At 45.8% G+C, this 13,125-nt stretch carries 11 protein-coding genes; 10 read left to right on the forward strand and 1 reads right to left on the reverse strand.

Annotated elements, in window-relative coordinates; translation table 11 throughout:
- Window positions 1-159: 159 nt before the first annotated feature.
- Entirely contained in the window at window positions 160-1,062 is a 903-nt protein-coding gene (locus tag BLQ32_RS08060; RefSeq protein WP_074509946.1) for a LysR family transcriptional regulator, read from the reverse strand.
- A gap of 258 nt (window positions 1,063-1,320) precedes the next feature.
- On the opposite strand from BLQ32_RS08060, the gene BLQ32_RS08065 reads away from it, so the two are divergent.
- From BLQ32_RS08065 to BLQ32_RS08110, 10 genes are all read left to right on the forward strand, one after another.
- Window positions 1,321-2,373 (forward strand): ABC transporter substrate-binding protein, encoded by a 1,053-nt coding sequence (locus BLQ32_RS08065; RefSeq protein WP_074509947.1) that lies wholly within the window; start codon window positions 1,321-1,323, stop codon window positions 2,371-2,373.
- A 32-nt stretch (window positions 2,374-2,405) separates the two neighbouring features.
- On the forward strand, window positions 2,406-3,194 hold the full coding sequence (locus BLQ32_RS08070; RefSeq protein ID WP_074509948.1) for an ABC transporter ATP-binding protein: 789 nt from the start codon (window positions 2,406-2,408) through the stop codon (window positions 3,192-3,194).
- A gap of 15 nt (window positions 3,195-3,209) precedes the next feature.
- On the forward strand, window positions 3,210-4,061 hold the full coding sequence (locus BLQ32_RS08075; RefSeq protein WP_074509949.1) for an ABC transporter permease: 852 nt from the start codon (window positions 3,210-3,212) through the stop codon (window positions 4,059-4,061).
- A gap of 448 nt (window positions 4,062-4,509) precedes the next feature.
- Window positions 4,510-5,871, forward strand: a complete 1,362-nt coding sequence (locus tag BLQ32_RS08080; RefSeq protein ID WP_074509950.1) for an MFS transporter — start codon at window positions 4,510-4,512, stop codon at window positions 5,869-5,871.
- A 466-nt stretch (window positions 5,872-6,337) separates the two neighbouring features.
- On the forward strand, window positions 6,338-7,402 hold the full coding sequence (locus BLQ32_RS08085) for a phosphotriesterase family protein (RefSeq protein ID WP_074509951.1): 1,065 nt from the start codon (window positions 6,338-6,340) through the stop codon (window positions 7,400-7,402).
- A 61-nt stretch (window positions 7,403-7,463) separates the two neighbouring features.
- A complete protein-coding gene (locus tag BLQ32_RS08090) occupies window positions 7,464-8,468 on the forward strand; it encodes a phosphotriesterase family protein (RefSeq protein WP_074509952.1) in 1,005 nt (334 codons plus the stop codon).
- 102 nt (window positions 8,469-8,570) lie between these two features.
- Complete coding sequence (locus BLQ32_RS08095) at window positions 8,571-9,734, forward strand: thiolase domain-containing protein (protein ID WP_074509953.1); 1,164 nt, start codon at window positions 8,571-8,573, stop codon at window positions 9,732-9,734.
- A 3-nt stretch (window positions 9,735-9,737) separates the two neighbouring features.
- Window positions 9,738-10,151 (forward strand): Zn-ribbon domain-containing OB-fold protein, encoded by a 414-nt coding sequence (locus tag BLQ32_RS08100; RefSeq protein WP_074509954.1) that lies wholly within the window; start codon window positions 9,738-9,740, stop codon window positions 10,149-10,151.
- 201 nt (window positions 10,152-10,352) lie between these two features.
- Window positions 10,353-12,062, forward strand: a complete 1,710-nt coding sequence (locus BLQ32_RS08105; RefSeq protein ID WP_074509955.1) for a CocE/NonD family hydrolase — start codon at window positions 10,353-10,355, stop codon at window positions 12,060-12,062.
- A 97-nt stretch (window positions 12,063-12,159) separates the two neighbouring features.
- Window positions 12,160-13,113, forward strand: coding sequence for an MBL fold metallo-hydrolase (locus tag BLQ32_RS08110; protein ID WP_074509956.1), 954 nt, complete (start codon window positions 12,160-12,162; stop codon window positions 13,111-13,113).
- Window positions 13,114-13,125: the final 12 nt, after the last annotated feature.

Raw genomic sequence — 13,125 nt, forward strand, 5'->3', positions numbered from 1 at the left:
ATGCCACTCCTCTTTTCAAAAGTTTATTTGTTAAAAGAGTAGCATCTGTTCAAATATTCGTAAAATATATATTAAGTCTATTGTTTATATGAAAAAAATATATATGTCTTTGTTAATGAAATAAAAAGAGTTGTCCCAAATTACTTTTGGGACAACTCCTTAGCTAAAGTATTCCATAAATCTTTTCACCACAATGGAGAGGCGCCGTTCTTTCAGCCAGATCAAAGCGGAAGGCCTGGCCATGATGTCGGGATTGATAATGCGCTTGTAAATTAATTTAGAGTCGGGAATCAGCTTTCCTCCGGACCGAGGAATGATTGTGATGCCGATATCATGGTTCGCCCAACTCAATAAAGTCATCAAATTGCTGCTCTCACAAATAATGTTAGGTTCAAAACCGGCATCCCGGCAGGCACTTTTCACCATATCAATGTCGTACATCGATTGGTTATAGATGGAAGTTCCGGCAGCACGTCTCAATAGCATTAAGGGTTTATCTTTTAAATCAGCTAAATTTACAAAGTCGGGATCATCATTGAATTCCAGATTGCGGCTCATCGCAGCAACCATGGGTTCATCCGGCAAGCTGATCAACTCAAAGATTTCCTTATCGATGGGCAAGCGAACAATGCCCAGTTCGATAATACGCTTTTCGAGAAGCTCCATAATCCGGTTTGGATCTCCTTCCCACACTTGGAAAGTGACTTCTGGATATTTCATCCGGAAATCCTTCACTTTTATCGGCAGGATTTCTGCTCCGAGCGACGGAATCGTACCGATGTTCAATGTGCCGGTTATGCCGTGGGAAAGTTCTTTTAACTCCTGTTCCGTCTGGTCCAGCATTTCCACGATTTCTAAAGCTTTCTCATATAAAAACCGGCCCTCATCCGTAAGAATCAATTTTCTTGTATTTCGCTCAAATAAAATTGTCCCTAACTCTTCTTCAAATAACTTAAGCTGCTGGCTCAGAGGAGGCTGTGATATATTCAGTTTTTTAGCAGCGAGAGAAATTTGGCCTTCTTCTACTATCGCGATAAAGTATTTCATCCGTCTTAAATCCATCGATAATGCCACCTTAATTAATATTTGTAAATAATTTAGATAATAGCATTATTTATAGGCAAAAGGTATAAGTAGACAACTATTTTTGTATTTTTTATAATTTTCAGTTTATGGTAACTTGAATTAACTCTCCTTGCATGAAGTAATCTTCTATTCGAAATTACTGTTATATTGCTCTTGATATTCGGGGAGGCAAAAGAGCAGTACAGCAAAAAGAAAGGGCTTACAAAAAACAGGATATTAAGAGGAGGATAAAAGATGAAAAAATTTTTACTGGCGGTATTGGTGGCAATGGTGGGGATTTTTGTGTTATCGGCATGTAATTCAGAAGAACCCACTAAAGGGGTGTCTGCAGAAAGCGGTTTGAAAAAGACAAGCCTTGAACCATTGAGCAGCCCGGTCGATATTAAGATTGGTTACCCGACACAAGGCGTTTCACAATTGCCGTTATGGGTCGCAAAAGACACTGGCATCTTTGAGAAATACGGTGTAAACGCTGAATTGGTGTATATAGCAGGTTCGCCAAAAGTACAAGAAACTTTAAATGGCGGTGGCATCCATGCTGGATTTACGGGAATTGAACCGGCAGGCAATGCAAAAGCAGCTGGTATTGATACCGTTACATTTTCCGCTACTGCCCATAAAATTGCTGTATATATTTACGCGTCAAAAGATATCGATACATCGAATATAAAAGAAGAAATACAAGGGAAAACGATTTTAGCTGGAGCTGAAGGTTCTTTATATGATCTGCTGGCGCACTCCTATATAAGAGAATTAGGCCTTGACCCTGAAAAAGATGTGGAATTTTTATACATGGGCGGGGAAGGAGACCGGACGGCAGCATTTCTTAAAGGAGCGGTAGATTTTTACTTAGTAGCGCCTCCCACTTCTTTCAAAATGGATGAAATGGATTATCCGAGAATTTATGATTTTTCCGATCAAGAAGTGTTGATTCCTGGACTTGTTATGAAAACGGATTATTACAACGAAAATCAGGAGTTGGCTAAAGTGCTGGCTGCCTCGTTAATCGAAGCGAATAACTATATCAAGGCAAATAAAGAAGAATCATTAGAAATTATCTCAAAATGGACAGGCATGGACGATCCGAAATTGATGGACAAAACGTATGAAATCAACTTAATGACAATCCCAGAAAAGCCTTATATCTCAGATGAAACCGTACAGTTTTATTTAGAGAACTCACAGTTTGAGGAAGTAAGGGCATTGAAGCCGGCAGATTTGGTTGACAACTCGATTATCCAACAACTTGATGATTCGGGCTTTATTGACGAGGTATCCACTCAATAAACAATTGTAATTCAGAAAGGGGCAGAGGCAGGATGAATAAAACTTCAACTAAACTTCAGTCGGAAAATGTGTATATTACTTATCCATTAAAAAATGGGGGAGAAGTGACAGCGGTAGAAGATTTTAATCTGACGGTAGAAGAAGGCGAATTTGTCTGTATCGTTGGGCCAAGTGGCTGCGGGAAATCAACGGTGCTTGGTGCTGTTGCCGGCTTCCACGACATCAGTTACGGCAGTTTGTATCTGGACGGAAAAGAAATCACCGGCGCCGGACGGGACCGGGGAGTTGTCTTTCAGGATGCTTCTCTCTTTCCGTGGCGTACAGCACTCGGCAATATCATATACGGCTTAGAAGTGGCGGGGGTTCCGAAGAGTGAACGCCAGAAGAAAGGCGACGAATTACTGGAGTTAGTCGGATTAAATTCTTTCGGTAGCCACTACCCGAACCAGCTTTCGGGCGGCATGCAGCAGCGTGTCAACGTAGCCCGCGCATTGGCGATTGAACCAAGTTTGATGCTATTGGATGAGCCATTTGGTGCTTTGGATGCGCAGACAAGAGAATTTATGCAGCTGGAATTGCTGCGCATCTGGAAAGCGACAAAACAGACCATCCTATTCGTCACGCACGATATTGCAGAAGCTGTATATCTTTCTGATCACGTGGTCGTCATGACTGCCCGTCCGGGGAAACTGCTGGAGAAAGTGAAAATCGATTTGCCAAGGCCCCGTCCGTTGGAGATTAAAAGAAGCAAGGAATTTACGGAGTACGAAAAATATATTTGGGATTTGATCGTAACCGAAAAACAAAAAAATGTTGTGTAAAGGAGGATTCATCATATGGAGAATTTAAAAAGTGCTGAACAGAAAATAGCACCTGCTCTAAACAATCCAATAGCATCGTTAAATTTGAAGAAGAAGAAAAAGACCTCTTTTTATGACACTTTCTTGTTTCGGCATATCGGGTTGATTACTTTTATCACCGTGTTAATTCTGTGGGAACTGATTTACCGCTCAGGCATTGTCAATCCAGTTTTCCTAAGTTCACCTGTACAAATTGTTAAAGTCGGCTACCAGCTTACATTAAGTGGTGTGCTGGTTGAAAACCTGCTCTTTACGCTGCGGAATTTTATCACTGGATTCTTGCTGGCTGCTGTAAGTGGCGTATTTATCGGGCTGATCATGGGCTGGTATAAACCGATTGGCAAAGCCTTCGATCCATTCCTGACCGCCATGCTGGGCACACCGCGTATTGTGCTTCTGCCTTTGATCACACTTTGGGTTGGTGTCGGCTTTGCCAGCAAAGTCCTTGTCGTATTTCTTGCAGGAATTTTCCCGATCATCCTGAATACGATGATCGGTGTTAAAAATCTTGATCCAAATCTGACGAGGGTAGCGAAAGCGTTTGGTGCTTCACCGATTCAAACCTTTATTACAGTCGCTTTGCCGGGCGCGATGCCGCAAATTGTCTCTGGTTTACGGGTGGGCATCGGCCAATCCTTGGTGGGGGTTATCGCTGCTGAAATGTTTGTTTCAACAGGAGGAATTGGTTACTTTGTGGCTCAATCGTCCGCAAACTTCAATGTGGACCGTGTGTTTGTCGGAATTGTCGTGATTATTATCACAGGAATGCTGATTACACAGTCAGTGAAATGGATCGAATCCTATTTACTCAAGCATCGCATTGATTGAAAAAGTGGTGTGCTTTGGCAGGAAGGTTCTCTTTTAGAGAACCTTTCTTTTCATTTACTGGCCGAAAAGAGAAATTGCATCTTCTCCAAGCTTTATGATTAGTTTCCCTTAAAGCAGTAATCAAATATATATGAAAAAGATATGAATGTACGATTATTTAAGTATTTTTCTAAAGTTTCTGACTATGGTAGGTTATATTTATTCCTTTTTTACAAGTCAATTGCATTCAGCAACTATTCACTTTAAAGAGAAGTTGGCTGTTGAAATTAGTGAAAAAGGTGTAATAGGAAATAAATGTAAGCGTTAACATGAAATTGCCGCCAGTCAGAAATCGGTTAATCCAAATCTTTAAAAGGAGGAGATGACAGAATAAACAGACGCCTTTACAAGTCCTGAATGGCAAGCCATTTCTGCAAGACTTATACCTTATATGAATGGAGGAGTTAAGATGGCTACAGTTAACATCACAGATGTTGTAAATGAAGGGAAATTTAATCGCTTTCACCTAGGACTATTGGCTTGGTGCTGTTTTATCGTTACTTTTGACAGCTTCGACCTTGTTATATACAGTTCTGTAATTCCTTTGATCATGGAAGAATGGGCCATCACACCTGTTCAAGCAGGGGCAATCGGGAGTTACGGATTTATTGGAATGATGATTGGAGCCGTTCTTTTTGGAATCATGGCAGATAAGTTGGGAAGAAAGAATGTACTAATCCTAAGTGTCGTCTTATTTAGTGTTTTTTCTTTCTTATGCGCATTTGCTCCTGGTCCAACAAGTTTTTCTGTTTTACGTTTTATTGCTGGAATAGGAATCGGTGGTGTAATGCCAAATGTCATTGCACTATTAACAGAATATACGCCGAAATATCGGGTGAATATTGTGATTTTGATTATGCTTTGCTGCTTTTCTGTAGGCGGTATTTTAGCAGCAATCGTTGGAATTTACTTTATCCCGCTGATGGGCTGGCATAGTGTTTACTGGGTAGCCGCAATTCCATTGTTATTCATTCCGCTGATGATGAAGAATTTCCACGATTCTCCAGTAATTCTATTAATGAAAGGGAAAACGGAAGAATTGCGATACGTTCTTAAGAAAGCGAATCCTGCGCTTTCTCTGACACCAGATACGAAATTCATAGCCTCTAATGAAGAAAAAGAGAGTGGGTCTCCTGTCACAGCACTGTTTAAAAATAAGCGGGCATTAGGGACAGCGATGATTTGGATTGCCTTTTTTATGTGCATACTGATGATCAATGGATTAACGACATGGCTTCCTAATTTAATGTTCAGTGCCGGCTATGCACTCAACTCCAGTTTGAGTTTTGTCATCGCACTGAATGCTGGATCCGTAATCGGCACATTGATCCTTGGAACCCTGGCAGACAAGTTCGGAGTTAAAAAAGTGCTCGTTCCAATGTTTGTTATGGCTTCTGTTTGCCTGATGCTCCTGGGCTTTAAAAACAATATGATTGTCCTTTATCTGCTGATCGGGATTACGGGTGCTTGCACAATTGGAGCACAAAATCTTTCTTATTCATTTGTATCCCAGTACTATCCTTCATTGATCCGCTCGACTGGCGTGGGCTTTGCATCGGCAGTTGGAAGGATCGGAGGAATTATTGGTCCCATCTTCGGAGGAGTCTTGGTTTCGCTCAGCCTCTCGCTGCAAATGAATTTCATGGCGTTCGCGATTCCAGGTATTATCGCAGCTATCGCATTTACTTTTGTGCCTTTGAAAATTGCTTCCAGCAGTAAAAAAATAAAAGGAATAGCTAAAGAAGAAGACAGCGTTGAAATTAAAGTCTGAGTGCCTACAGTGCAGGCACATTTAAGATAAATATTTAGCCCGTGCTTAACTTCAAAAAGAAAGTCCAGTTCCATCAGGATTGGACTTTCTCTTTAAATTATTCCACCCTCCAAATTGCTCATTTCAAAGTACCGAGTAAAATGACCGGGTCTTCCACTAAAAACACTGCCATTTCAAGAGTTGGCTGTTTGGAATCAATCAAGCAGGAAAGCAAAAACCTCTTAATTCAAGAGCGAAATCTACCAAACTAACTCTTTATTCTATTCAAAAGAGTCTGAAAAAAGTGTTTGACTTTGGTATAACAATATTATAATGTATCAATAAGAATCAATTGTTATACCAAAGCAAATTACAAGAAAGCGTTTACAGTTCGTGGATAGAAATGTTATTTCAGAAAGATAGATAAAGAACTAGTAAAAACAAAGGCAATATAACAGGAGTTATCAAAACGACAGGAGGTTTTACAATGTTACAAAATCAACAAGAAATCAGCACTGGGGTGGTCCGGACGGTTTTAGGGCCAGTAGCGGCACAGGACTTGGGCATTGTACTAATAAATGAATCACTTCTTTCGGTTTATCCAGGTGCGGATTTAGCGCCGGAAATTAATATGGACAAGAGCGAAATCTTTGAGACTTTAAAGCGCAAGTTGAATGATTTCCGCCGCCAAGGCGGACAGACAATCGTTGATGCCAGCGGAATGTTTCATGGCCGCGATGTATGGCTTTACCAGACACTTTCAAAAGCTACAGGTGTAAATATCATTGCAACAACCGGTTTAGGGCCTGAGAAGTTGCTAGGCGGTTATTTTGTAACACCGCAAACCAATCCTCCCACTCCATGGCCAGCAGAGAAATTTGCCGGATTGTTCACCCAGGAAGTGGTTGAAGGGGTTGTGGTCCCGCGTGTTGAACGTTCGACAGCTGCAGGCGCAGTCGTTTCCATCGCTAACCCGGAAGGCATCACGAACGAAGAAAAGAGCCTGTTCCGTGGTTCGGCTCAAACGGCACGCGAAACTGGTGTTGTGGTTTCCGTCCAGCACGGGGCTGATGCCATTGCAGATTTGGAATTGCTACTGGCTGAAGGCGTTGATCCGAGCCGCGTGGTTATCGGCGGAGTTGACCGCCAGACAGCAGTGGGCAGCAAAGCGGCTTTCGAAATCGCCCGCCGCGGAGCTTATGCTTCAATTGATCATATTGGCTGGGGTTCGGAAGAAGGTTATATAAGCGATGCAGAACGAGTGAGATTGGTAGTGGAGTTACTGGAAGCAGGATTCAGTGAGCGTGTCCTTCTATCAACAAGTGCGGTTGGCGTAGCGAAAGGCCATCCAGCAAAAGAATTAGCATTCGATTACTTGCTTTCAACGTTCGTTCCTTTATTGAAAAAAGCAGGGGTGACGGACGAACAGATCCGCGTCTTATTGGAAGAAAACCCGCAGCGTGTACTGACGGTGGATACCACAGCAGCACTGAAAATCAAAGAATATTCCGTGGCGGGCTGGAGACAATGGTTCTCTCCTGTCGATCATTAATAAACCACAAATCATAATCGTTGGTTCATATAGAAAAAACTCAAAATGAGGAGTGACACATATGGGTAAAGTGAATACGGTTTTAGGGCCGATTGCATCAGAAGATTTAGGGGTTACGTCGCTGCATGAGCACATCGGATTTGGACTTCCGGGCTGTGACTTGGACACACAATGGTGGAAAAAACCGGATGAAGCGTTTGAAGTGACGATTGCCAAACTGCGCCGCTTCCGTGAACACGGCGGAAAAACATTTGTTGACTGCACAGGCATCGGCAACGGCCGCGACTTGGAATATTTCCAAGTGCTGTCGCGCAGAACAGGCGTCCATATTGTCGCTGTTACAGGATTTGTCGCCGGGGATTCAGCGATGGCGTACTTCCGCGAGAAATCTGTCGAATACTTAACGGATTTATTCGTCCATGAAATTACGGTCGGCATTGCCGGGACAAGCGCAAAAGCTGGAGCGATTAAAGTCGGAGTCAGCCGCGGCGGCAAGTTGAGCGAACTGGATAAGCGGATTTACCGGGCTGCAGCACGAGCGGCATTGAAAACAGGCGCACCGATCATCACGCATTTAACAACAGATCCGCAGACGGCTCTTGCGATTTTTGATGAAGAAGGCCTGCCGCTGAACCGTGTGTTGATGGGACATGCAGATGTCGGGCAAGACGTCGACGAAGAACGCGATTCACTTATTGCAGGACGCGGTGGTTATGTCGGCTTCGACACGATCGGCTACGACTTGGATATGGAAAACCCGCCGTATTGGGGACGTTACCGCAAAGACCGCGTCGACCATTTCATGCGCTTTCTTGGAAAAGGTTTCCTGGATAAAGCGGTTATTGCAGCGGATGCAAACTGCTGCGCACTTGGATGGCCGGGTTTGAAAGGTCATTCGGTCAACTATTTGTTTGAAGAGTTCCTTCCAGATATCCGTAAAGCAGGAGTAAGTGAAGAAGCGATTGAACAGCTGTTGGTGCATACACCAGCAACCTTCCTGACACTTCAAGAACCTCAACCGGTTCGACGGATTGAAGAAACAGAAGCGGTACTGGCAAAGAATTAGAAGTTCGGCGGCGGACGGCTTCTAATTCTGGAGAGTCCGTCGCTTTTCTACTCTTACAACAGCATCACAAACTGAATTCGACATCACCGGGAGGTAACGGACATGGCTATTAAAGGAAAAGCTTATATCGCAGGGGCATTTGAGCACCCGACGCGCAAGGCAGAGAATAAATCCGTGGCAGCTTTGCATGCGGAATGTGCCAAAGGGGCACTTGAAGACGCAGGGCTTTCATTTGGGGATGTAGACGGTTATTTTTGCGCCGGTGACGCTCCGGGCGGAGTCTTGTCGATGGTCGATTATTTAGGGCTTAACGTCCGCCATTTAGATGGTACAGATATTGGCGGTTCATCGTACATTGCACATGTTTCACATGCCGCAGAAGCGATTGCGGCAGGCAAATGCAATGTTGCCTTAATTACAATGGCAGGGCGTCCGCGCTCTGAAGGCAGAAGTGGATTGAAACAGAAGATCGTAGGGGCAAATGTTCCGGATACGCCTTTTGAACTTCCGTTCGGACCGACTGCAGTAAATGAGTACGCGATGGCCACGATGCGCCATATGCATGAATTCGGCACGACGAGCGAACAATTGGCATGGGTCAAAGTAGCAGCTTCCCACCATGCCCAGCACAACCCAAACGCAATGCTCCGTGATGTAGTGACTGTTGAAGATGTATTGGCTTCTCCGATGATTGCCGATCCTTTGCACAGGCTCGATTGCTGTGTGGTAAGTGACGGAGGCGGCGCATTAGTCGTCGTAAGCCCTGAAATTGCCAAAAGCCTGAAGCGCCCGCTGGTGCGGGTGATGGGCAGCGGCGAAGCGCCAAAAGGGCAGGCGGCTGGCAAAACAGACCTGACGTATTCAGGCGCAATCTGGTCCGGCCCTGCAGCTTTTGCGGAAGCCGGCCTCACACCTCAAGACATCAAATACGCTTCCATCTACGACAGCTTCACCATTACGGTGTTGATGCAGCTGGAGGATCTAGGGTTTTGCAAAAAAGGCGAAGGCGGCAAATTTGTCGCTGACGGCAATTTGATTTCCGGTGTCGGCAAACTGCCGATCAATACAGACGGCGGCGGATTGAACAACAACCATCCAGCAAGCCGGGGCGGCATTGTGAAAGTGATCGAAGCGGTCCGCCAGCTGCGCGGCGAAGCGCATCCGAATGTGCAAGTGAAAAATTGTGATATCGCATTAGCTCATGGCACCGGCGGCGGGCTTTCAAGCCGCCACGGCAGTGCAACACTTATCTTGGAGAGGGTGTAAATCATGGCAACTACGTATGAAACGAGAAAAATGGCAGTTCCTGAAGTGCATCCGGAGCATAAGGAGTACTGGGAAGCCGCTGCACTAGGAACGCTGCTGATCAAACAATGCGATTCCTGCGGCGAAGCTCATTACTATCCACGCGTGCTGTGCCCGCATTGCATGAGCGACAACACGAAATGGAACGAAGCAAAAGGAACCGGCACCATCTACACCTACAGCGTCATGCGAAAAGGAACACCTTACGCCATCGCATTTGTGGAGCTTGATGAAGGCCTTAGAATGATGACCAACATCGTCGACTGCGATTTGGATACGATCCATATCGGCCAAAAGGTCAAAGTGGCATTCAAGCAAAGCGGCGACCAAGACAATCCCGGTCCATTCGTTCCATGCTTCACACCGATTAAAGAATAATAAAATATCGCAAAATATATTCTAAAAGAAAGAGCGAAGGGGCGACTCCAGTGGGAGCAGGCGACGGAGCGACATGAGCTGAAGGCCCCGCAGGAGCACAGCGACGAGGAGGCTGAAGCCATGCCCGCGGAAAGCGTCCGCCCGTAGCGATTTCTTGAGACGATTTTTTATAGAAGGATTCAAAAAGAGGAGCGAAACCACATGATTATCACAAAGGATGAACGGATTCAAATGCGCGATGGTGTACATATTGCGGCAGACATTTACCGTCCTGAAGGAACCGGAAAAGTACCGGCCTTGCTTGCCATCAGCCCATACGGCAAGGAACTCCAGGCCCAGGCTCTGACATTGCCGCCACAAGCACGTCCGAGCCACCTCTGGAATGGAGCGATTGAAGCAGGCGACATCAATGAAGTCGTTGGGCGCGGCTATGCGCATATGATTGCGGATATACGCGGTACCGGAGGTTCAGAAGGCGAAATGGTCGGCAACTACAACTCCGGCGGCCACGGCGATGGCAAAGATATTTATGACCTTGTTGAGTGGTTAGCAGAGCAGGAGTGGTGCGACGGCAATATCGGCATGATCGGCATATCCTATTTCGCCTCGGTGCAGCTTCTCGGTGCAGCGGAACAGCCGCCGCATTTGAAAGCGATTTTTGCAAACGGCGGCCATTTCGACCTTTACGAACTTTGCTACCACGGTGGAATCATGTGGCTGATGCCGCGCGCTTCCCGCGAAGGACGCGGCGGCGACAGCGGCAATGCGTTCAATAACGTCGCAAGCAAAAGTTCAAAAGTGTTTACACCAGAAGAAATGAAACAAAAAACGCAGGAGCGCTTGAACGATCCGGACATCGCGCATTGGTCCGACTTTGTCCACCTCCTTCATTACCAGGACCGCCACGAATTGTGGATGGATTATTTATTAAACCCATTGGATGGCCCGTTCTGGCAACAAGATTCAGCCATACAAGTAGCAGATAAAGTAACAATTCCGACGTACTTCCAGGCTAAATGGGGCCGCGGTTGGAACGTTGAAGGCACGCTCGAAGCGTTCCATAAAGTATCCGGAATTAAAAAACTTGATATTCAGGCGCTTCCGCCGATGCTGGAACGCCCCTTCCATGAAAACCATGATGAAATGTTCCGTTGGTATGACTACTGGCTGAAAGGCATTGACACGGGCATCATGGATGAGCCGGCCGTTCAGTTCTCGGTAGAAGGAACATATAAATGGCGCGGCGAAGATCATTGGCCCTTGCTGCAAGAAGAAAAGAAAGAATTCTACTTGCGTCCGCGCCATAAAATCAGCGACAAGCCGGAACCGCTGCCAGCTGAACACGCTCATCCGGACGGCTTTTACCAGGCGCCGTTAACGGTAACAACCACTTCAGAAGCAATCAAATGGACAAGCGATAAATTCCGTGAGCCTGTAGAAATGACGGGCACAGGTGCATTATACCTCTTTGCTGAAATCGATACCGACGACACGAATTTCATCTCGAAACTATACGATATTGATCCAAGCGGCAAACGCACCTTGATGACTACCGGGTATTTAAAAGCCTCACATCGCGAGCTGAATGAAGAGAAATCAACTTACGGCGAACCGTGGCACCCGCATAACCAGGCAGTCCCTGTAACACCAGGTGAAATTAACGAATATGCGATCCGTTTATATCCATTCTCATTCCTGATCAAGCCGGGACACCGCATTGAACTGGAATTGATGTGCAACGAACCGCTGGACGGCGAAGATGCGAAACTTTTGCCGCCGGACAGCTACCATTTGCCGAGCGGACGCGCGACAACCCATAAAATTTACCGCGATAAAGATCATCAATCGCGTTTAGTGCTTCCGGTCATTCCGAAAGAACATAATGTTTTAAATCAGACAGACAAAAAATAATCCGCACTGAATTGGCTGGACTTCCTGCTTAAGGACCGCAGCGCAGCCTCTTCGAGAAAGCGTTGCGGCCGTATATCCGATTAAAGGAGTGAACAACATGACAGATTCAGTTCGCGTGATTCCGATTGAATGCAAGTTTGGCCCTACATCAGCTTATGCCTACTATATCGATGCACCAGAGCCGGCACTGATCGACACTGGAGTGGCATCATCAGCTTCACAGGAAATTGAATCGGTGCTGGCAGATAACGGCATCCGAATCGAAGGGATCCGCTGGATTCTTCTGACGCATGGACACGTTGACCATCTCGGCGGCGCCCGGGCGGTTTGGGAGAAAACGGGTGGACGGGCAGAAATTGTGATTCCGAAAAAAGAAGCCAGACTGCTGCGTGACCGCAATGAACACGTTGTGGATTACGAAGGACTGCAAGGGAAATACGTAGCTCCGGAAATTCAAGAAAAGCACAAAGCCATTTTAGTGAATGACATTGGTGAAGGAATCGAGCCTTCAATGGAAGTCGTCGAGGGGGATAAGCTATCACTTGGAGATGGCATCTCAATAACTGTAGTGGAAACGCCTGGCCACTCGATCGGATCTGTAACTTTTGTGCTGGATGGGCTGGATTGGGCGTTTGCAGCTGATGCCGTGCAAGTATACGGCGGCGCAAAAAGCGGGATTCCTACTATTGAAGAACCAGGTCTCTACCGGCAGAGCCTGCAGCGGCTGCTCCAGGAAGTACGGCCAAAGCGCTTGTATTTAGGCCACCATTTCCAGGTTGCGGGTGGCGAGGTTATCAGTCCGATTGTAGAAGAAGAGCAAGTTTCGATTGTTCTTCAAGAAAGCCTGGAACTGGACGCCAAACTGGCTGAAGTTGTCGGACGCCATTTGTCCGGCAATGCAACATCTGGCGAAAACGATAGTTTATATGGTCCATTTGCCTCGATTGCTGAAGAAATCAGCTATACAGGAGATCCAAGAAATTTGCCTTGTGCATTCTTTGTAACGATGAACGGCTATCGAAAAGAATTAGCGGCTTTGCAAAAAAAATGAAAGGGGGAACTC

The sequence above is a fragment of the Planococcus glaciei genome (assembly GCF_900099655.1).
Taxonomy (GTDB): domain Bacteria; phylum Bacillota; class Bacilli; order Bacillales_A; family Planococcaceae; genus Planococcus; species Planococcus glaciei.